21 protein-coding genes and 1 pseudogene are annotated in these 20,645 nt (G+C 60.7%); 5 read left to right on the plus strand and 17 right to left on the minus strand.

Features of this window, described 5'->3' with window-relative positions:
- Window positions 1–3 precede the first annotated feature (3 nt).
- The 13 genes and pseudogenes from ACNFBR_RS22855 to paaF form a co-directional block, all read right to left on the minus strand.
- Window positions 4–1,572: pseudogene (locus ACNFBR_RS22855) on the minus strand (cation acetate symporter); the annotation flags it as partial.
- Entirely contained in the window at window positions 1,563–1,871 is a 309-nt protein-coding gene (locus ACNFBR_RS22860) for a DUF485 domain-containing protein (protein WP_416736911.1), read from the minus strand. The pseudogene ACNFBR_RS22855 and the gene ACNFBR_RS22860, both read right to left, overlap by 10 nt.
- Window positions 1,872–2,040: 169 nt before the next feature.
- Window positions 2,041–3,117 carry a 1,2-phenylacetyl-CoA epoxidase subunit PaaE gene (gene paaE / locus ACNFBR_RS22865; RefSeq protein WP_416736912.1) on the minus strand — a complete coding sequence of 359 codons (1,077 nt, stop codon included), beginning with the start codon at window positions 3,115–3,117 and terminating at the stop codon, window positions 2,041–2,043.
- A gap of 15 nt (window positions 3,118–3,132) precedes the next feature.
- On the minus strand, window positions 3,133–3,666 hold the full coding sequence (gene paaD, locus ACNFBR_RS22870; protein WP_416736913.1) for a 1,2-phenylacetyl-CoA epoxidase subunit PaaD: 534 nt from the start codon (window positions 3,664–3,666) through the stop codon (window positions 3,133–3,135).
- Window positions 3,653–4,411, minus strand: a complete 759-nt coding sequence (paaC, locus tag ACNFBR_RS22875) for a 1,2-phenylacetyl-CoA epoxidase subunit PaaC (RefSeq protein WP_416736914.1) — start codon at window positions 4,409–4,411, stop codon at window positions 3,653–3,655. The genes paaD and paaC overlap by 14 nt, the downstream gene beginning before the upstream one ends.
- A gap of 8 nt (window positions 4,412–4,419) precedes the next feature.
- Window positions 4,420–4,701, minus strand: coding sequence for a 1,2-phenylacetyl-CoA epoxidase subunit PaaB (gene paaB, locus ACNFBR_RS22880; RefSeq protein ID WP_004374528.1), 282 nt, complete (start codon window positions 4,699–4,701; stop codon window positions 4,420–4,422).
- Window positions 4,702–4,726: 25 nt separating this feature from the next.
- Window positions 4,727–5,716 carry a 1,2-phenylacetyl-CoA epoxidase subunit PaaA gene (paaA, locus tag ACNFBR_RS22885; protein WP_416736915.1) on the minus strand — a complete coding sequence of 330 codons (990 nt, stop codon included), beginning with the start codon at window positions 5,714–5,716 and terminating at the stop codon, window positions 4,727–4,729.
- Between the two features lie 256 nt (window positions 5,717–5,972).
- On the minus strand, window positions 5,973–7,292 hold the full coding sequence (gene paaK, locus ACNFBR_RS22890; protein WP_416736916.1) for a phenylacetate--CoA ligase PaaK: 1,320 nt from the start codon (window positions 7,290–7,292) through the stop codon (window positions 5,973–5,975).
- Between the two features lie 122 nt (window positions 7,293–7,414).
- Entirely contained in the window at window positions 7,415–8,635 is a 1,221-nt protein-coding gene (gene pcaF, locus ACNFBR_RS22895; RefSeq protein WP_416736917.1) for a 3-oxoadipyl-CoA thiolase, read from the minus strand.
- Window positions 8,628–9,068, minus strand: coding sequence for a hydroxyphenylacetyl-CoA thioesterase PaaI (gene paaI / locus ACNFBR_RS22900; protein WP_416736918.1), 441 nt, complete (start codon window positions 9,066–9,068; stop codon window positions 8,628–8,630). Before paaI ends, pcaF begins: the two co-directional genes overlap by 8 nt.
- Window positions 9,061–10,578 carry a 3-hydroxyacyl-CoA dehydrogenase PaaH gene (gene paaH / locus ACNFBR_RS22905; protein WP_416736919.1) on the minus strand — a complete coding sequence of 506 codons (1,518 nt, stop codon included), beginning with the start codon at window positions 10,576–10,578 and terminating at the stop codon, window positions 9,061–9,063. The genes paaI and paaH overlap by 8 nt, the downstream gene beginning before the upstream one ends.
- Window positions 10,579–10,580: 2 nt before the next feature.
- Complete coding sequence (paaG, locus tag ACNFBR_RS22910) at window positions 10,581–11,372, minus strand: 2-(1,2-epoxy-1,2-dihydrophenyl)acetyl-CoA isomerase PaaG (protein WP_416736920.1); 792 nt, start codon at window positions 11,370–11,372, stop codon at window positions 10,581–10,583.
- Between the two features lie 34 nt (window positions 11,373–11,406).
- On the minus strand, window positions 11,407–12,180 hold the full coding sequence (gene paaF / locus ACNFBR_RS22915) for a 2,3-dehydroadipyl-CoA hydratase PaaF (RefSeq protein ID WP_416736921.1): 774 nt from the start codon (window positions 12,178–12,180) through the stop codon (window positions 11,407–11,409).
- A gap of 355 nt (window positions 12,181–12,535) precedes the next feature.
- Here paaF and paaY point away from each other — a divergent pair, with 355 nt between their 5' ends.
- Complete coding sequence (paaY, locus tag ACNFBR_RS22920) at window positions 12,536–13,135, plus strand: phenylacetic acid degradation protein PaaY (protein WP_416736922.1); 600 nt, start codon at window positions 12,536–12,538, stop codon at window positions 13,133–13,135.
- A gap of 77 nt (window positions 13,136–13,212) precedes the next feature.
- Window positions 13,213–14,136 (plus strand): phenylacetic acid degradation operon negative regulatory protein PaaX, encoded by a 924-nt coding sequence (paaX, locus tag ACNFBR_RS22925; RefSeq protein WP_416736923.1) that lies wholly within the window; start codon window positions 13,213–13,215, stop codon window positions 14,134–14,136.
- Between the two features lie 40 nt (window positions 14,137–14,176).
- Here paaX and rfaD read toward each other — a convergent pair whose 3' ends face one another.
- Entirely contained in the window at window positions 14,177–15,208 is a 1,032-nt protein-coding gene (gene rfaD / locus ACNFBR_RS22930) for an ADP-glyceromanno-heptose 6-epimerase (RefSeq protein ID WP_416736992.1), read from the minus strand.
- A gap of 129 nt (window positions 15,209–15,337) precedes the next feature.
- Here rfaD and ACNFBR_RS22935 point away from each other — a divergent pair, with 129 nt between their 5' ends.
- On the plus strand, window positions 15,338–16,102 hold the full coding sequence (locus tag ACNFBR_RS22935; protein ID WP_416736924.1) for a hypothetical protein: 765 nt from the start codon (window positions 15,338–15,340) through the stop codon (window positions 16,100–16,102).
- A 48-nt stretch (window positions 16,103–16,150) separates the two neighbouring features.
- Window positions 16,151–16,564: an alternative ribosome rescue aminoacyl-tRNA hydrolase ArfB gene (gene arfB, locus ACNFBR_RS22940; RefSeq protein ID WP_416736925.1), complete on the plus strand. Its 414-nt coding sequence runs from the start codon at window positions 16,151–16,153 to the stop codon at window positions 16,562–16,564.
- Between the two features lie 77 nt (window positions 16,565–16,641).
- Here the strand turns inward: arfB and ACNFBR_RS22945 are convergent, their stop codons facing one another.
- On the minus strand, window positions 16,642–17,061 hold the full coding sequence (locus ACNFBR_RS22945; protein ID WP_416736993.1) for a hypothetical protein: 420 nt from the start codon (window positions 17,059–17,061) through the stop codon (window positions 16,642–16,644).
- A gap of 480 nt (window positions 17,062–17,541) precedes the next feature.
- Between ACNFBR_RS22945 and ACNFBR_RS22950 the strand changes: the two genes are divergently transcribed.
- Window positions 17,542–17,877 carry a hypothetical protein gene (locus ACNFBR_RS22950; RefSeq protein WP_416736926.1) on the plus strand — a complete coding sequence of 112 codons (336 nt, stop codon included), beginning with the start codon at window positions 17,542–17,544 and terminating at the stop codon, window positions 17,875–17,877.
- A 320-nt stretch (window positions 17,878–18,197) separates the two neighbouring features.
- Here ACNFBR_RS22950 and ACNFBR_RS22955 read toward each other — a convergent pair whose 3' ends face one another.
- Window positions 18,198–18,647, minus strand: coding sequence for a hypothetical protein (locus ACNFBR_RS22955; RefSeq protein ID WP_416736927.1), 450 nt, complete (start codon window positions 18,645–18,647; stop codon window positions 18,198–18,200).
- Between the two features lie 483 nt (window positions 18,648–19,130).
- The gene (locus ACNFBR_RS22960) at window positions 19,131–20,522 is read right to left on the minus strand and encodes an MFS transporter (RefSeq protein ID WP_416736928.1); all 1,392 of its coding nucleotides are present in this window, start codon (window positions 20,520–20,522) and stop codon (window positions 19,131–19,133) included.
- Window positions 20,523–20,645: the final 123 nt, after the last annotated feature.

The following is a 20,645-nucleotide window of genomic DNA, read 5'->3' on the forward strand; positions in this document are numbered from 1 at the left end:
AAGTCAGTGCTTGCTGGCGCCGGCGGCGCCGATACCGGTCATGGAGCGGATGAACTGGCCCAGGTAGCGGCCACGCTCCTCAACGGCACGTTCGGAGCCGTCGGTCACCGAGAACCCCCAGGCACTGAGGAAGGCCAGGCCCATGGAGAACAGTGCCGGGTTGCTGTAGGGGAACAGCGCCGTCTCGTTATGCAGCACGTTGACCCACACTGCCGGGCCCAGCACTACCAACAGCACCGCCGAGATCAACCCGGCCATGCTGCCGCACACCGCACCGCGGGTGGTCAGGCCTTTCCAGAACATCGAAAGCAGCAACACCGGGAAATTGACCGAGGCAGCCACCGCCAGCACCAGGCCGGAAAGGAAGGCGATGTTCTGCGATTCGAACATCAGGCCCAGGATCACCGCCAGCAGGCCGATGACCAGTGTGGCAACACGCGACACGCGCATTTCCTCTTGTTCGGTCGCCTTGCCTTTGCGCATTACGCAGGCGTACAGGTCGTGGGATACCGCCGATGCCCCGGACAGCGCCAAGCCGGCGACCACCGCCAGGATCGTGGCGAAGGCCACGGCGGAAATGAAGCCGAGGAACAGGTTGCCACCCACGGCCTGGGCCAGGTGCACGGCGACCATGTTGCCGCCGCCGATGATGGCGCCGGTGGCATCGCGGTAGGACGGCTCGGTGCCGACCATGACGATGGCGCCAAAGCCGACGATGATCAGCAGCAGGTAGAAGTAGCCGATGAAACCGGTGGCGTAGAACACGCTCTTGCGTGCTTCCTTGGCATCACTGACGGTGAAGAAGCGCATCAGGATATGCGGCAGGCCGGCGGTGCCGAACATCATGCCCAGGCCCAGGGATATGGCGTCCACCGGGTTGGACAGCAAGCCGCCTGGGGCCATGATCGCCTGGCCTTTGGCATGCACGGCCACGGCGCTGGCAAACATTGCCTCGGTGCTGAAGCCAAAGTGCTTGAGTACCATGAAGGCCATGAAGCTGGTGCCCGACAGCAGCATGACCGCCTTGATGATCTGCACCCAGGTAGTGGCGAGCATGCCGCCGAAGGTGACGTAGGCGACCATCAACACCCCTACCAGCATCACGGCATACAGGTAGCTGATGCCGAACAGCAGCTCGATCAGCTTGCCGGCGCCGACCATCTGCGCCACCAGGTACATCAATGCCACCACCAGGGTGCCGAACGCCGAAGTCAGGCGCACCGGGGTTTGCGCCAGGCGGTAGCTGACCACGTCGGCGAAGGTGTACTTGCCCAGGTTGCGCAGGCGTTCTGCAATCAGGAACAGGATGATCGGCCAGCCGGCCAGTACACCCAGGGCGTACAGCAGCCCGTCATAGCCGTTCATGAACATCATCGCGGAGATACCCAGGAACGACGCGGCACTGATCATGTCGCCGGCGATGGCCAGGCCGTTCTGCATGCCGCTCAGCCCCCCGCCGGCGGTATAGAAGTCGCTGGCCGAACGGGTGCGCAGGGCCGCCCAGCGGGTGACCAACAGGGTGAAGCAGACGAACACCATGAACATCGAGATGGCGGTCCAGTTCATTGCGCGCACTCCTGCTTGACCTTGTCGTTGAGCGGATCGAGCACGTTGTTGGCGCGGTGCACATAGATACCGGTAAGGGCGAAGGACAGCAGCACCATCAACACGCCCACCAGCATGCCGACGGTGGTCACGCCGCCGCTCAGAGACTGGCCGAGGGTGCTGGGCGAGAACGCGACCAGCAGGACGAAGCCGTAGTAGATCACCAGCATGGTCAGGGTCAGGCTGCCATTGAGACGGCGCTTGCGCCGCACCAGGTGCTGGAAGTCGGGGTGGTTGGCGATGCTTTCTATGCGTTCGGGTGTCATGGCAAGCGATCTCTTGGTTTTGTAATTGTTTTGTTGAGGTCACGCGGGTGTTGCGGTGTTGCTGATGGCCTCTTCGCGGGCTTGCCCGCTCCCACAGGTAAGGCGTTGCTCTTCGCCTTTGTGCGATCCCTGTGGGAGCGGGCGCGCCCGCGAAACAGGCGACGCGGTGTCAGAGCTGGTCGAAATCGAGCACCACCTTGTCGCTCACCGGGTAGGTCTGGCACGACAGCACATACCCGGCCGCCACTTCGTAGTCTTCAAGGGCATGGTTGCTGTCCATTTCCACTTCGCCCTCGATCACCCGGCACTTGCAGGTGGAACACACGCCGGCCTTGCACGAGTAGGGCAGCTCGGCACCGATGGCGTTACCGGCGTCCAGCACGTTCTGGGTGTTGCGCGGCAGGTCGAAGGTCAGGGCGCGGCCGTCGCTGATCACGGTGATGTGGCTGAGTGCCGAGTCCACCTGACGCGCCGCTTCGCGGGCCTCGCGGCGGGTTTCGTTGCCAGCGGCGGCGAACAGCTCGAAATGAATGCGCGCCTTTTCCAGGCCATTGGCCTGCAGGCTGTCACGCACCGTCTCGGTCATCGCCTGCGGGCCACAGATGAATGCTGCGTCCAGGCCGGGCACGTCCAGCCAACGCGAGAACAGTTGGCCGCACTTGTCGGCGTCGATGCGGCCGTTGTACAGGTCGACATCCTGTTGTTCGCGGCTGAACACGAAAATCAGGTTCAGGCGGTCGAGATAGCGGTTTTTCAGGTCTTCGAGTTTGTCGCGAAACAGCGCACCTGAACTTGAGCGGTTGCCGTACAGCAAGGTGAAGCGGCTGTGCGGCTCGCTGGCCAAGGTAGTGGCGATGATCGACAGGATCGGGGTAATGCCGCTGCCGGCGGCGACCCCCAGGTAGTTACCCTGGCGAGCCGGGTCCAACGGCACATAGAAGCTGCCTGATGGCGGCATCACTTCCAACTGCTGGCCGGCCTTGAGCACTTCATTGGCAAACGCCGAAAAACGCCCGCCTGGCACACGTTTGACTGCCACACGCAGCTCGCCGTCCTGCACGGCGCTGCAGATGGAGTAGGAGCGGCGGACTTCTTCGTTGTCCAGCTGGGTACGCATGACCAGGTATTGGCCCTGGGTGAAGCGGAACTGGTCCTGCAGGTGATCGGGCACATCGAAGGCAATCGACACCGCATCACGGGTCTCGTTGCGCACTTGCTTGATGGTCAGGCTGTGAAACTGGCTCATGGCGTTCTCCACGGCTCAAATGCATTTGAAATAGTCGAACGGTTCCAGACACTCGCGGCAGCGGTACAGCGCCTTGCAGGCCGTGGAACCGAACTGGCTGAGCAATTCGGTATGGGCGCTGCCGCATTGCGGGCAGCACACCTGGGGCGTTTCGCCGAGCAGGCTGCGCTTGCTGGCGCTGCCTTGCGGCGGCGCGATGCCATAAGCGCGCAAGCGCTCGCGGCCCAGTTCGCTGATCCAGTCGGTGCTCCAGGCTGGGGTCAGCCGGCGCTCCAGGTCCGGTGCGGCGAAGCCTGCCTGCTCCAGCGCTTGGCGAATATCACCCTCGATCACTTCGGTGGCCGGGCAGCCGGAGTAGGTCGGGGTGACCACCAGGTGCAGGTGGCCAGCGCGCCAACCGAGGTCGCGCACGATCCCCAGGTCGACCACGCTGACCACCGGCACTTCCGGGTCCATGACCTGGCCAAGCACCGCCCAGGCTCGGGCCAGGTCGTCGCCTTGCTGCGCCCGCGCACCGCGGTCGCCGGCAATCAGCTCACCAGGTTGCATCGGGGTAGGCCCTTGGCAGGAACTGCATTTCGGCCAGCAGCAGGCCCAGGTGCTCGGTGTGCAGCCCTTTGCGGCCATTCAGGTAGAAATGGCTGGCAGCCTTGGGCAGCGGCAGCTCGACCGAAGCGAAGATCGCGCTGACCTGTTCGAGCCAGGCGGCACCGACAGCGGCGGGATTGGCGCCGATACCGGCTTCAGCCAGGCGCACTTCATCATCGCTGCCGGCCGTGAGTTCGACGCTGAAGCGCCACAGTGCCGGGATCGCGGCGAGCATGCGCTGGCGGCTCTCCTCGGTACCACCGCCCAGGCGTTGTACCCACTCGCTGGAGCGGCGCAGGTGGTAGGTGACCTCTTTCAGGGCCTTGGCGGCGATGCCGGCGATACGTGCGTCGCTGGACTCGACCAGCCCCTGCAGCACGGCGAGGTGCCAGGCGTCATACAGGAACTGCTTGGCCATGGTCACGGCAAAGTCACCGTTGGGTTGTTCGACCAGCAGCAGGTTGCGGTAGGCGCGCTCATCACGGCGAAAAGCCAGGGCATCGGCATCACGGCCGTCGTCGAGCAGATCGGCGGCATACTCCAGCCAGTTGCGCGCCTGCCCGACCAGGTCGAGGCCAACGTTCATCAGGGCCAGCTCTTCCTCGATGGCAGGGGCGCGGCCACACCATTCGCAGAGGCGCTGGCCCTGCACCAGGGCACTGTCGCCGAGCAGCAGCAGGTAGGGGATAAGGGCTTCTTTATGCATGGCCAACCTCACATGTGTCCGACTTCGTCGGGCAGCTCGTAAAAGCTGGCATGGCGATAGACCTTGTCGTCCGAGGGAGCGAACAGCGGGTCTTTCTCGTCGGGGGAGGAGGCGGTGATCAGCGCCGAAGGCACCACCCACAGGCTCACGCCTTCGCTGCGGCGGGTGTACAGCTCGCGGGCGTTTTCGATGGCCATGGCGGCATCGGCGGCGTGCACGCTGCCGACATGCTTGTGGTTAAGGCCGTGCTTGCTGCGCACGAACACTTCGTAGAGGGTCCAGACAGACATTTTCGATCTCCGCATCAATCGCCGCTCAAGCGGCGTTCTTGTTCTGTTGCTTGCGCGCGTAGGCCACGGCGGCCTCGCGTACCCAGGCGCCGTCTTCGATGGCCTTGCGCCGGGTAGCGACACGTTCCAGGTTGCAAGGGCCATTGCCCTTGATCACTTCGTAGAATTCGTCCCACTGGATTTCGCCGAAGTCGTAGTGGCCGCGTTCGGCGTTCCACTTCAATTCAGGGTCGGGGGCGCTGCAGCCGAGCAGTTCGAGCTGTGGCACGGTCTGGTCGATGAAGCGCTGACGCAGCTCGTCGTTGGTCTGGCGCTTGATTTTCCAGGCCATCGACTGGGCGCTGTTGGGCGAATGTTCGTCGCTGGGGCCGAACATCATCAGCGCTGGCCACCAGAGGCGGTTGATGGCGTCCTGGACCATGTCCTTCTGGGCCTGGGTGCCGTGGCGCATCATGGTCAGGAGCATTTCGTAGCCCTGGCGCTGGTGGAAGCTCTCTTCCTTGCAGATGCGGATCATGGCCCGGGAGTAGGGGCCGTAGGAGGTGCGCTGCAACACCACCTGGTTGACGATGGCGGCGCCATCGACCAGCCAGCCCACCGCGCCCATGTCGGCCCAGCTGAGGGTGGGGTAGTTGAAGATGCTCGAGTATTTGGCCTTGCCGCTGTGCAGTTTGGCCACTTCTTCGTCGCGGTCGGCACCCAGGGTTTCCATGGCGCTGTACAGGTACAGGCCATGGCCGGCTTCGTCCTGGATCTTGGCCATCAGCTGCAGCTTGCGCTTGAGGCTGGGGGCACGGGTGACCCAGTTGCCTTCGGGCAGCATGCCGACAATTTCCGAATGGGCGTGCTGGGAGATCTGCCGGATCAGGGTTTGGCGGTAGGCCTCGGGCATCCAGTTCTTGGCTTCGATCTTGATTTCGGCGTCGATCTTTTCCTGGAAGTTGCGTTCCTCGGGGGACATTTCTTCCAGCGACTTGACGCGCTTGACTCCGGTTTCCACTAGCTGTGCGTACATGGGTTCAGACTCCTGCTGAGGCATGAGTCATTTGTAAGCGATACAAAACGCAACGTCAAACAGTTTTATGTGTATCGAATAAGAATTCTGTATCACATTGCGGGCCCCTTCGCGGGCACGCCCGCTCCCACAGAGACCGGGCGGCCTTGGTTCCACCGCATTCCTGTGGGTGCGGGCGCAACGGCGAAGGGGTCGGCAGAAAAAAAGCAAAAAAAAGCCCCGGACAATGCCGGGGCCGAAAAGGCAGCCGAATGACTCAGCTGGCCAACCGTTTGTCGAACACGTGGCACGCCTTGCCCTCTGAGCGCTTGAGCGTGCCGCAGGGCTGCAGGCGCACCTGGGTGCTGATGCCGATGTAGGTCTTGATCTGCTTGCTCAACTCCCCGATGACCAGCTTGCGCTGGCCTTCGTCGAGATGCTGGCACTCCGCACGCAATTCCACGTGCACCTCGACACTGTCCAGGTTGCCATTGCGATACAGATGGATCTCATAAAGCTCTGAAAGTTGTTTTATTTTTAGTACCTGCTCCTCGATCTGCGTCGGGAACACGTTGACCCCACGAATGATCAGCATGTCGTCACTGCGGCCGGTGATCTTGCCGATCCTGCGCATGGGCCGGGCGGTACCGGGCAGCAGGCGGGTGAGGTCACGGGTGCGGTAGCGCACCATCGGCAGCGCTTCCTTGCTCAGCGAGGTAAACACCAGTTCGCCCAGCTGGCCGTCCGGCAACACTTCGCCGGTGACCGGGTCGATGATTTCGGGGTAGAAGTGGTCTTCCCAGATGGTTGGCCCGTCCTTGGTCTCGATGCACTCCATCGCCACACCAGGGCCCATGATCTCCGACAGTCCATAGATATCGAGGGCATCGATACCCAGGCGCTGCTCGATCGAGCGGCGCAGTTCATCGGTCCAGGGCTCGGCACCAAAAATGCCCAGGCGCAGTTTGAGGTCATGCGGGTCGATCCCCTGGCGCTCGATCTCGTCGGCCAGGTTGAGCATGTAGGACGGGGTGACCATGATGATGTCGGGCTGGAAGTCGCGAATCAGTTGCACCTGCTTCTCGGTCTGACCACCGGACATCGGGATCACGGTGCAGCCGAGGCGCTCAGCGCCGTAATGCGCGCCGAGCCCGCCGGTGAACAGGCCGTAGCCGTAGGAAACATGCACCTTGTCGCCTTTACGCCCGCCGGCTGCGCGAATCGAGCGTGCGACCACATTGGCCCAGGTATCAATGTCGTTCTGCGTGTAACCGACCACTGTCGGCTTGCCAGTGGTGCCGCTGGAAGCATGCAGGCGCACCACGTCTTCCTGAGGCACGGCGAACATGCCGTAGGGGTAGTTGTCGCGCAGGTCGTTCTTGCCCGTGAAGGGGAACTTCGCCAGGTCTTCAAGGCACTTGAGGTCATCGGGGTGAGCGCCGCATTCGGCGAAGCGCTGGCGGTACAGCGGCACATTGTCGTAGGCGTGCTTCAGGCTCCAGCGCAGACGCTCCAGCTGGTGCTGGCGCAGGGCGTCGACGCTGGCGGTTTCCATCGGGTCCAGCAGGGCACGATCGGCATCATGGTACATGTTCATGGCTTCACTCGAATTGTTCTTGTACGCCGCGCGCCAGCGGGTTGCAGGCCGCGCGGTGAGTGTCATGAAGGCAGCATATACGGCTGCGTTCAGTTCGGTAACAAGCGGATGGTCTGAACCGCTCAGAGGCGCTCGATGACCATGGCAATACCCTGGCCAACGCCGATGCACATGGTGCACAGGGCGTAGCGGCCAGCGCTTTCTTCCAGCTCGTGCAGCGCGGTGGTCACCAGCCGTGCACCGCTCATGCCCAACGGGTGGCCCAGGGCAATGGCGCCGCCGTTGCGGTTGACCCGTGGGTCGTCGTCGGCCAGGCCCAGTTCGCGCAACACCGCCAGGCCTTGTGCGGCGAAGGCCTCATTGAGCTCGATGACGTCCATGTCGGCCAGCGACAAGCCCGTGAGTTGCAGTACCTTGCGGGTTGCCGGCACCGGGCCGATGCCCATCAGTCGCGGTTCAACCCCGGCCACGGCCATGCCGACGATGCGGCCCCGGGCTTTCAGGCCATGCTGGCGCGCTGCGGTGCTGCTGGCCAGCAGCAGGGCACAGGCACCGTCATTGACCCCGGAGGCATTGCCGGCCGTAACGCTGCCGCCTTCACGGAACGGCGTCCCGAGTCGCGCCAGTTGCTCCAGCGTGGTGTCGCCGCGAGGATGCTCATCGTGCTCGACCACTTTGGCCGGGCCTTTGCGCTGCGGGATCTCGACCGGCACGATTTCCCGGGCCAGGCGGCCTCGGGCCTGTGCTGCGGCGGCCTTGTGCTGGCTGCGCAGGGCGAAAGCATCCTGATCGGCGCGGGAAATACCAAACTGTTCAGCCACGTTCTCGGCGGTTTCCGGCATCGAATCGGTGCCGTAGGCAGCCTTCATCAGTGGGTTGACGAAACGCCAGCCGATGGTGGTGTCGAACAGCTCGGCCGCGCGACCGAAGGCCTGCTCCGCCTTGCCCATTACAAACGGTGCACGGGACATCGACTCCACGCCACCCGCCAGCATCAGCCCGGCCTCACCACAGCGCAGGGCGCGGGCCGCATTGCCGATGGCATCCAGACCGGAACCGCACAGGCGGTTGATCGTGGTCCCCGGGACTTCGAGTGGTAGCCCGGCCAGCAGGCTGGCCATGTGTGCCACGTTACGGTTGTCCTCGCCGGCCTGGTTGGCACAGCCAAGGATCACGTCATCGACGGCTTTCCAGTCCAGTTCGGGGTGGCGTTGGATCAGAGCCTTGAGCGGGATGGCCGCCAGGTCATCGGCACGTACGCCGCTCAGGGCCCCGGCATAGCGGCCAATGGGCGTGCGCACGGCGTCGATGATCAAGGCATCGGCGAAGGTCGGTTCAGTCATCTTGCGTCTCCTGCGCCAGCACGGTGCCGCGCACTTTGTAGGATTTGCCATGGAACATCGCCACCAGCTCACCACGCTGGTTGTCGATGCGCACGTCGTAAAGGCCAGTGCGGCCTTTGCGGCTGACTTCGCTGGCGTGGGCGGTGAGCACGTCATCGCACAACGCCGGGGCGAGGTAGTCAATGCTGCAACCCAGTGCCACGGTGGCCTGGTCATAGCTGTTACAGGCGAAGGCAAACGCCGAATCGGCCAGGGCGAACAGGAAGCCGCCATGACAGGTGCCATGGCCCTGGATCATGTCGGCACGTACCGGCATGCGCAGGCTGGCGCGGCCGGGGCCGGCATCCAGCAGGCTGATGCCCAGGCCCTGGGTGGCCTGATCGCGGGCGTACATGGCCTCGGCACAGGCTTGTGCCAGTTCCACTTCAGTCATGCAGGTTGCCTCCTTTGGCTTCGCAGCGGCGTAACAGCAGGGAAGGGCGGTAGCGGCTCTCGCCATAGCTGCGCTGCAGGTTGTCGAGCACCCGCAGGGTATGGGCAATACCGATGTTCGCAGCCCAGGCCAGCGGGCCGCAGGGGTAATTGACGCCGGCGCGCATGGCCAGGTCGATGTCGGCAGCGCTGCCCACCCCCTGCAACACGGCATCGGCGGCTTCATTGGCGAGCATTGCCACGGTGCGCAGTACCACCAGGCCAGGCAGGTCGGCGATGCCGGTCACTTTCAGACCAGCGCGCTGCAGCAGTGCGACAGCCTGGTCGCGGGCGCTATCGCTGGTATCGGCCGACCAGCTAATGGCCAGACGTGTGGCGCTGCTGTAGTCCAGCGCAAGGTCGAGCAGCACCAGGTTGCGCAGGCCGTCTTCACGGGCGCGCTGGCTGGCCAGGCGACCGTCGGACAGGGCCAGGGTGGCATCGCCCACCTGGATCAAGCCACTGCCGGCGCGCTGAGTCACGGCAACACCGCTTTGGCGCAGGCGCTCGACCAACGGTTGCATCACGCCCAGGCAGCCCTCGACAACGCAGGCCTCTGCAGTGGCGAGGCTGTGCAGTTCAGCCGGCTGCGGGCGTTCGGCACCTTCGGCATAGTTATAGAAGCCCTGGCCGGTCTTGCGCCCAAGGCGACCGGCGTCCACCAGCTCTTTCTGCACAAGCGAAGGCTGGAAGCGGAAATCACCATAGAACGCATCGAAAACCGAGCAAGTGACAGCGTAATTGACGTCGTGGCCGATCAGGTCGGTGAGTTCGAACGCGCCCATGCGAAAGCCCCCGGCTTCACGCAGCAGCGCATCGAGGCTGGCGCAATCGGCGGCACCTTCTTGCAACAGCCGTAGGCTTTCGGCATAAAACGGCCGCGCCACGCGGTTGACGATAAACCCTGGTGTAGAGCGCGTGTGCACCGGCTGTTTGCCCCAGGCCTGGGCAGTTGCATAAATGCAGGCGGCAACTGTCGGGTCGGTTGCCAGGCCAGACACCACTTCGACCAGCGCCATCAACGGAGCAGGGTTGAAAAAGTGCATGCCAACCACGTACTGCGGGCGCTCAAGGCCGGCAGCGAGGCTGGTGATGGACAGCGACGACGTGTTGCTGGCGAGAATGCAGTCAGCGCCGCACAGGGATTCGAGCTGACTGAACAGCGCCTGTTTCACCTGCAGGTTTTCGACGATGGCTTCAATCACCAGGCCGGCATCAGCCAATGCTTCGAGTGTATCGACCGGGCACAGGCGGGCGCTGATCGCTTCGCGCTCAACGGCCTGCAGCTTGCCCTTTTCCACTTGCCGGGCCAGCTGCCGATCAATGCCCGCCACTGCCTGGGCGGCAGCCCCGGGGCGGTTGTCGTAAAGCTTCACGGGGTGGCCGGCCTGGGCCGCTACCTGAGCGATACCGGCGCCCATGGCACCGGCACCGATCACCGCCACCTGCACATTGCTTGCGAGTGCGCCCATGTTCAGCGCCCCTTGAAGGCTGGCGTGCGTTTGTTCATGAAGGCGCTCACGCCTTCGCGGTAGTCCTCGCTGCGCCCGGCCAGGCGCTGCAGGTCGCGCTCCAGTTCCAGCTGCTCATCGAACCCGTTGTCGAAACTGGCATTGAGGCTGCGCTTGATCAGGGCCAGGCCGTAGGTGGGCTGGGTGGCGAGCTGGCGGGCAAGGGCGAGGGCTTCGTCTCGCAGTGCGGCATCATCCACCACACGGTGGATCAGCCCCCATTGCTGGGCCTGCTCGGCGCCAAGGCGCTCACCCAGCATGGCCAGGGCCTTGGCCCGCGCCATGCCGACCAGGCGCGGCAGCAACCAGGTGCCGCCGGAATCCGGCACCAGGCCGATCTTGCAGAAGGCCTGGATGAAGCTTGCGGAGCGAGCGGCCAGTACCAGGTCGCAGGCCAGCGGGATATTGGCACCGGCACCGGCGGCCACGCCATTGACCGCGCAGACCACCGGCAGCGGCAGGTCGCGCAGGGTGCGCACCAGCGGGTTGTAGAACTTGTCGATCGACTCGCCCAGGTCTGGCATTTCGGCGCCTGGCGCGACGTTACGGTCGGACAGGTCCTGGCCTGCGCAGAAGCCGCGGCCTTCAGCCGTCAGCAGCAGCACGCGCGCTTCACTGCTCTGGCGCACCTGCTTGAGTGCTTCGCGCACTTCCTGGTGCATGGCAGTGTTGAAGCTGTTCAACTGCTCGGGGCGGTTCAATGAAAGGAGGGCAACGCCGTCCTCGATGGAAAACAGGATGTGCTGGAAAGTCATGACAGACATGCTCCGTCAGTCGAGGGAATGATGATCAACGGCCTTGGAAGCGGGCCTGGCGCTTTTCCTGGAAGGCACGGATGCCTTCGTCGCGGTCAGCGGTACCGGCCAACAAGGTGAACGCATGGCGCTCAAAGCGCAGGCCGCTGGCCAGGTCGGTATCACCGGCTTTCAGTAGCGCCTCCTTGGCCAGGCGCACGGCCAGCGGCGCCTTGGCAGCGATGCTGCGGGCAACCTGCATGGCGCGTTCCACGGTCAGTTCGGGCTGGGTGATTTCGCTGACCAGGCCGGCCTGCTGGGCGTGGCGGGCGGTGATCGCTTCACCGGTCAGTACCATTTGCATGGCCAATGGTTTGCCGACGGCACGCAACAGCCGCTGGGTGCCGCCGGCGCCGGGAATGATGCCGAGGTTGATCTCCGGCTGGCCGAAACGAGCATCTGTACCCGCGATAACGATGTCGGCGCACATCATCAGTTCGCAACCGCCACCCAGGGCGTAACCGTTGACTGCGGCGATCAGCGGTTTGGTGAATGCGGCGATGCTTTGCCAATGGGCAACGCGCGGGTCATTGAGGATACCGACCAGATCGCGTTCGGCCATTTCGCGGATGTCCGCGCCTGCAGCGAATGCCTTGGCGCTGCCGGTAATCACTACGGCGCGAATCTGTACATCGTCCCCGGCAACCTGGAGCGCCGCAGCCAGTTCTGCCAGTAGCTCGGTACACAGGGCATTCAAGGCCTCAGGCCGTTGCAGGGTAATGAGCTGAACGCCGTGTTCGGGCGCCTGCACATCGAGATATCGCGGCATGTCGGGTTCCTCTGGCTGCACGCTCGGCACGTCGTGGGGCCGGCATTTCTTGGAATTGTTTGCAGGGGCGTGAAAGGCGATCACGACCAGGTGCAGCCAGTATATGCATCATGCGATACACAAAATCAATATCGTAAAATGCTTAATGTATCTCTTATTGCCGTTTTGGTCGGCTTTATCAGAATAGCTTTTTGACTGAAGAATCGTTTCATCAGTCCAAACTCATACCTGATAAGCCGATTTACGCTGATGTTTATCCATCCATCAGAAGTGATACACGATTTGTGCGATTGACGAAGAAACTACTTGTGATACAAGATCGAATCGCTTTTCAAATCATTTCAGGAGCTTTGCCATGCCTTGCTATCGACTGGACGGCCTGACGCCCGTGGTTCATCCGACAGCCTACGTGCACCCCAGCGCGGTACTGATCGGTGACGTCATTGTTGGCCCCCGTTGCTACATTGGGCCACTGGCATCGCTTAGGGGCGATTTCGGCCGCATCGTGCTGGAGGAGGGCGCCAACTTGCAGGACACCTGCGTGATGCATGGCTTCCCGGGTGGTGACACCGTAGTGGAACGTAACGGGCACGTTGGCCATGGCGCCGTGCTGCACGGCTGTCGCGTGGGCGAGGATGCCTTGATCGGCATGAACGCCGTGGTGATGGATGGCGCTCACGTAGCGCCACGCTGCATCGTCGCGGCCACAGCCTTCGTCAAGGCCGGTTTCGAATGCGTGGCGCAAAGCCTGGTAATGGGCTCGCCGGCTCAGGTCAAACGGCCGTTGAGCAATGAGGAGCTGGCCTGGAAGCAGCGCGGCACCGCGCAGTACCAACAGCTTGCGCAGCGCTGCATGACCAGCATGGTCGAATGCCCTCCGCTGGCCGAGGCGGAACCTGGGCGCCCACGCATGGAAGACACCGGGGTCAGGCCTAAGGGCCAGGCAAGCGCATGACCCTGGCAGCGACACGCAATGGCCAGGCGGCACGCCGCACAGGTATAGTCGGTGCTTTATCCGCGCACAGTTCGCCCATGAGCAATCTTGCCCCACTGAACAATTTGATTACCCGCTTTCAGGAGCAGACGCCGATTCGCGCCAGCTCCCTGATCATCACGTTGTACGGCGATGCCATCGAGCCCCACGGCGGAACAGTCTGGCTAGGCAGCTTGATCAACCTGCTCGAGCCGATTGGCATCAATGAACGGTTGATCCGCACGTCGATCTTTCGCCTGACCAAAGAAGGTTGGCTTACCGCTGAAAAAGTTGGCCGGCGCAGTTACTACAGCCTGACGGGCACTGGCCGCCGACGTTTCGAAAAAGCCTTCAAGCGTGTCTATAGTCAGAGCCAACCAGCTTGGGACGGGGCCTGGACGCTGGTGCTGCTGTCGCAACTCGAGGCCGGAAAACGCAAGGCCTTGCGTGAAGAGCTGGAATGGCAAGGGTTTGGCGTCATGGCGCCGAACCTGCTGGGCTGCCCAAGGGCAGACCGTGCCGACCTGGCCGCCACGCTGCGCGACCTTGAGGCCAGCGACGACAGTATCGTCTTCGAAACCCACACCCAGGAGGTGCTCGCTTCGAAGGCCATGCGCGCCCAGGTGCGGGAAAGCTGGCGTATCGAAGAGCTGGGGGAGCAGTACAGCGAGTTCATCCAGCTGTTCAGGCCACTGTGGCAAGGTTTGAAAGAGCAGCAGCAGCTCGATGCGCAGGATTGCTTCTTGGCGCGCACACTGCTTATTCACGAGTACCGCCGCCTGCTGCTGCGCGACCCGCAACTGCCCGATGAGTTGTTGCCAGGGGATTGGGAGGGAAGGGCCGCGCGACAACTGTGCCGTAATCTTTATCGGCTAGTGTTTGCCAAGGCGGAAGAATGGTTGAACGCTGCGCTGGAGACAGCAGATGGACCGTTGCCGGATGTGAACGAGAGCTTCTACAAGCGTTTTGGTGGGTTGGCGTAAGGCAGGTAAAAGTACCTGCCTTACCCACGAACAGGCCTTATCAAGCTGCCGCCGCTTGCTTGAATGGAGCAGGCGGCGGGCTTTGGATACCCTGCAACCAGTCGCAGTAGCGGGCCACGCCTTGCTGGACGGTCAATGTAGGTGCCTTGTAACCGGCAGCGCGCAAGCGAGCCAGGTCGGCACAGGTGTAGCACTGGTATTTGCCACGCAAATGATCAGGAAATTCGCTGTACTCCAGTACACCCTCAAGCAAGGCCATCTCGAGAGATAACGAGGGTTGGCCTTGCTGCTCGCGCAGTCGATTGATCACGGCCAAAGCAACGTCGTTGAACGGCTGGGCGCGACCACTGCCCACATTGAAGAGGCCACTCAACTGAGGGCGATCAAGGAAGAACATGTTGACCTTGACCACATCCTCGACAGCGACGAAGTCACGCAGATGGCCACCGCTGGGATAGTCGCCATAGCTACCGAACAGGCTGACTTTACCATTGGCCTGAAACTGGTTGAAGCAATGCAGGGCCACTGACGCCATCGTACCTTTATGCTGCTCATGGGGGCCGTAGACGTTGAAATAACGTAAGCCGACGATCTGGCTGCGTGCTGCCGTCAATTGCCGGCGAACTTGCTGGTCGAACAGGAATTTTGAATAGCCATAGACGTTCAGCGGGCGCTCACATTCGCGTTGTTCGCGAAAATCGCGTCCTGCGCCGTATACTGCTGCCGATGATGCATATAAGAGCGGGACTTCTTGCTGCTGCGCAGACGCCAACAAGTCACGGCTGAATCGGTAGTTGTTATCCATCATGAAGCGACCGTCAGCTTCGACTGTGCTCGAACACGCACCCTGGTGCAGCACGGCGCGCACCTTGCCAAACTGGCCACGGTTGAACCGGTCGAGGAAATCGTCCTTGTCCAGGTAATCGGCAATTTCACTGTCGGCCAGGTTGCGAAACTTGTCGCCATCGGTCAGATCGTCGACGGCAATGATGTTGGTTTCGTTGCGTTGATTGAGCGCCTGAACGAGATTGCTGCCGATGAATCCTGCGGCGCCGGTTACGATGATCGTCATGCCAGATTCCCCGTGAGGGTGCGGAGCCCGCATTTTACTCAAGGCATTTTGAGGCAACCTTAACCTGGATCAACGAATCTGTCGGTATGGCATAATGCTGCCACCGACAAGGACGACTCAGGCCCTCCCATGATTCCCGTACTCAATCCCGCTAAAGTCGCTCTTTTCCAGCGTCTGAACATCACGCCTCCAACGCCCTGGACTGGCGCCTCACCGCACGACTGGGCGGAGTCGGTGCAACCTGGGTTGGGACGCTTGTACAGCCTGTCCAAGGCGCCAATGTCCCGATCAGCGTTGAGAGCGCTCTGGGCAGACCCCTCAGTTTCGGTCGAAAGCTGCTTTTTGAGCACGATGGCGTGGGGAGGTATGCAGCGGGGTAACGGACGGCGGATCTGGGCTGCCCGTGCAAACTGTCTAGCAGTGTGCGCCGATGTGCGGGCAGGGAAGCATACACCTGCGTCAGGATTTCAGGCGTTCTCCACGCTCAGGGACACGAAAAGCTTGCCAGGCATGGGGCCCGCCTATTTCACCAAGATTCTGTTTTTTGCTGCACCATCGCAAAACGCTTACATTTTGGATCAATGGACAGCGCGCAGCATGCATCTCTTGAGTGGCCAAGGTGCTTACCCAGCGGTACGTAAGGATTACACGTCAGCAGCGAAAGCTCAGAAACTCAAAGCCCCTCAAGCGCTTCGGGTGATCGTCGACGATAAAGTGACAGCGGTCGATTACGTTGATTACTGCAACAACGTAAATGGGCTCGCGGCAACCCTTGGATGGCCAGCCCACCAGGTCGAAGAGCGGCTGTTCAGCAGCGGAGGGAGGGCGCCTCACCCATGGCGCAATGAGGTGATGCTTGGCTGGGCTGGGCCAACCTGGAATTTTTACGCCTGAGCAATGGCTAAGGCTGTGATAATGGAGGGCAATCACAAGGGCCATGCCATGCTGACCATCTCCAACAACGTGCATCTGCCAGATGCCGACATCGAGCTGACATACATCCGCGCACAAGGCGCAGGTGGGCAGAATGTCAACAAGGTGTCCAGCGCCGTGCACCTGCGCTTCGACATTCCCGCCTCGTCGCTGCCCGAGTTTTACAAGGAGCGGCTCCTGGCGCTGCGTGACAGTCGCATCACCGCCGACGGCGTCTTGATCATCAAGGCCCAACAGTACCGTACCCAGGAGCAGAACCGTTCTGACGCACTGACGCGCCTTGCCGAGTTGATCATCACTGCCGGCAAGACCGAGAAGAAACGCCGTCCCACCAAGCCGACCCTAGGCTCGAAGACCCGCCGCCTCGAAGCAAAAGCCAGGCGCGGCGGTGTCAAGGCGGGGCGGGGTAGGGTGGAGTTCTAGGCGCACGGGCAACCAACAGTAATCGCCGTGACGCGCTACCAGTACAAAGCTCAGCGCTCGCGCGCCGACAGCGATAATCACAGGCAATAGAATTCGCTGACCTCTGCCACCACCTCGCGCTTGGCATCGTACAACCGTGCCTCCGGTGTCAGCGCCATCGAGCGAGCCTCCAGCAGATAACGTTCGCCCGCTTTGAAATGAGCGTACGGAATGGTCAGATAGCATTCGCGAACAGTGGTGCCACCCATCAAACTCATGCCACCGCCACCGCCCACTTCATAGTCGAACCGGACGAGCAACACATGGCTACCTGGGCTCACCTGGAAAAAGCGCCCGTCGCGCAAACGCTCATTATCCAGCCGTTCGGCCATCAATACCTTGTCATTGGGAAAGGGCACCGAGAGATCGACCCAGGCCATCTGTGTGTTGGCGGTTGGCATGGGCGCCTGACAACCTGCAACTGCCGTGATTGCGAGCAACAGCATCGACCTGAGCATGATCTGTGTCCCGAGTGAGAGTCGCTTCAGCATACCGCCAACTCGCACCGTTGGCGTCACTCATAGAGGCTCGTGCTGCCATTACCGGATGTGTAGGAGGGTATGATCGCGTGTTTCGCGGTGACATTCGCGAGCGCCGTATCAATAACTACACTAAATACTCATTTAGTGTAGTTATTCTTTTATTGCATATTGTAATGGCAGGGTAGCTCATCTGCCTGGCTAGGAATAGTCCAATTCCTGTGTGCCATTTCGCGCTAGAGCAACACTGACTTTCGTTTTTGACGACCTGGCTGACCCCACGTTCTGCATGTGTTTTCTATTGAGTGAGGCCGATGACCTTTCGGCCCAGATCTGCAAGGAACGTTGAGCTTTCGCTAGTGTGGCGTCGGCATCACCTGATCGCTTCTTTACCTGAGGCATAATGATGCTGGCTTCTGGCTATCCCCGGAAGCTCAACGACCATTCATGGAGAGAGTTATGGAGTTAACGCAGGTTAGAGATTTCAACCTGGTGGTAGGCAAAGTCTTTGCTCATTTGGCCAATAGATTCCCAAATGCTGCCGATATTGATGCTTCGTCAGTAGGCTTCGAGGTCGTCGGCGGCTGGACAACATTGCCAACTGGTATTTCGAAAACGGTTGATCCTAGTGCAGAGGAAATCTTTTTCGGCCAGTGCGTTCACTGGTTGATCGCTGAAGGCTACGTCCGGGTCGCTAAAAGCTGGGATGTCTCGTTCCGCGAAGCTGTCCTGACGCAGAAGGCACTGGTCCTGACAAAGCTTGAGCCTCACGTGCTCAGGCCTGACTCATACTGAGAACTCAGAAATAGCCAGAGCCTTGCCGCAGGGCTTTGGCTTCAAATCTGTCCACCCTTGGCCCCGGTAGCTCCATACGATATTACTCATAATGCATATTATGTTAAATTTATGTTGTGACTTCAATTCAGTGCCAGGCGATGGTCTCTCAGTCCTGTAAACCTCGAATGCTCCATTGGCCTCACGCGACCGGCAGCCTTTGACAGAAGACTGCCGGTCGCGACCGCCTTTAGCTCGCCTTTGCAACTTCAAGCAAAAGAAAAGCTGATGCTATTCAATTATCAATAGTTAAAGAATTGCCACAGCGACCTTGAACAATATTATTTATATTCCCTGAGCCATCTAGTCGCTGAGCCAGTAGCAATTTGCCCGCTCACTGCGGCGTAACTGGCATCCGTTCCTTGCTGGGTCTTGTTGTCGACAGAGCCTTTGTAGTGAAGAGAGGCTAGATTATAGGTTCGCGCGTAGATAACCGCTCCCTGGGCATTTTTGAACTGAACATCAACCTCAAATTTGCAGCCCCAACCGAGATCCAAACCCACATTGTTGTTGCGTCGCATCTGGGCCAAGTGCGTTGCAAATGCAAACCAGCTTCCGTCGTTATAGATAATTAGATTTGAGGGTGCATCCCAATGCCGATGATCGTCGACCCATGTCGAAAACTGGAAATCAAAATTTATCCACCTTGTATCAAGCGTGGCTATCTCCGGCTTGGATATATCAACCACCTGGGGGCGTTCAAAACTTACTTCTACCGGTTTACTTTCCATATCCTTCACTCTTAGTGATTGCATTGAAAATACTGGCGCACCGTAAGTAGCTTGGCGAAAAATGGCACCCTTGCACACTCAATACCACCAATTTCCAATGTAAAAATCCTGAATGTTATAAAATCCCACCCGTTCTCTACATTGGCGTATCTTCGCTCAGCTAGGAACGAGATTAGCCTATGCGAAGACATTTGCTTGACCTATTCAACACCAGAACTCCACTGATGAGTGCGCAAACCGTTGTCAGTGAGACGCAGGGATAGCGTCCAGGTTGGACAGGAGTGATATGGCACTGATTAGGGGTCATGTACTGGGGTAACGTAGAGATCGCGAGACACGAATCACCCTGCAGTCGATCTCTATCTATGTGCGTGCCGTGATGCGTATTAGCTTCAAGTCCACCGAAGACGTTCCGGTTGAGACCCATATTCGTAACAACGGCACGCCACCATGACTTGGACTACAGCACCAGTGCCCGCACACTCAATGCGCAGAAACGAGCTGTTTAGGCGCTTGTGCATCATCGCGCGAAACTCGGATGATCGTGACAGTGGCTATTGCCAAGATCAGGGGTAACGCCAGGCTGGCAAAGTAGCCCGAAGGCCCGACGCTCTCCAGCACTACACCACCGATCGCTGACCCGATGATGGCGCCGACTCGACCCACGCCGATCGCCCAGCCCGTGGCGGTAGCGCGCAGCGCCGTCGGGTAGGCTGTGACGATCAGATAGTTCAGCACCAATTGCTGCCCGCCTATGCCGAAACCCGCCAACCCGATCAACACAAAGACCAGCGGCCATTGCTGTCCGGCTAGTCCAAGGCCAAACGCAACCACGATCCCTGTGGCCAACATCACCAGCAGAATGCTGCGCGTATTCACTTTGGGCAGCAGAATAGACAATGGGATTGCACAGGCGATGAACACGGCATTGACAGTCACAGTGCCGTAAGGCGCTAAATCGGCATCCAGACCACCCGACTTCAGAACGGTAGGCAACCACGACAAGAGCATGAACCAGGCGATCCAGTTGAACAGGTAGGTCAACCACACCGCGACGGTATTTCGAGCAAGCCCGCCTGCGAACAGCGCGCTCACACTGGCCTTGCTTACGGTTTGTTCATGAATCGTCAGGCGTGCGTGTTCAGGTACCGGTTGCCTCGTGATGCGCTGCAGTGTCCGACGTGCCCGGTTGACATGAATGCCTTTGGCCACTTGCAACTGCATAGATTCGGGCAGCAGCACTGCCAGCACAATCAGCAGCGCGAGAGGCGCAATGCCTCCGATGACGTAGATACCTTGCCAACCTATATGCGGCATCAGTTTGGCAGCAAGTAGCCCGCCGAGTATCGCGCCACCTGGTAGCCCAAGCAGAACGCCCGTGGTAATCGCACCACGGTGACGTGCGGGCCCATACTCTGCCGCCAAGGCGAGCAGCAAGGGTGTAGCCCCACCCATCCCAAGCCCTGCAAGAAAGCGCAGCATCACAATATGAGTCACATTTTGAGCGAATGCCGTGGCCAGCGTAGCGCATGCAAACAGAAAAACGGCACCCAGGATCGCTGGCCGCCGCCCTACTCTGTCACCCAACAGTCCCAGAGTCATCGCACCGATTGCCATACCAATGACACCCGAAGTCATCACTGGAGCAAGTTCGCCTGGCGCCAAGTTGAAAGCCGTCATTAGCGCCGGGCCGGTGTAGGCAATTGCTTGGGTGTCGAAACCATCCAGCATGGCCACCAAATAACACAGGCTGAAGACCAGCACTTGATAGCTGGAAAGGGGTGCATGATCGAGTGTATCCGGGATCGAACAGGTCGTGCTCATCTTGTAGTTATCTCCGCACGCGACGAATAGCCAGGGCTCGACATGCTGCATGGGCGATATCGAGTAGTCGCGAAAATCCTAGGCTGGACCAAGGCGCGGCTGGAAATACCTTTTCCCTCTCGTACGATGCGTGCGAGGTATGGCGAAGGCTCAAGGAAAGACTACCGACGCGCC

This window comes from Pseudomonas sp. NY11955 (genome assembly GCF_048068035.1).
Classification (GTDB): Bacteria; Pseudomonadota; Gammaproteobacteria; order Pseudomonadales; family Pseudomonadaceae; genus Aquipseudomonas.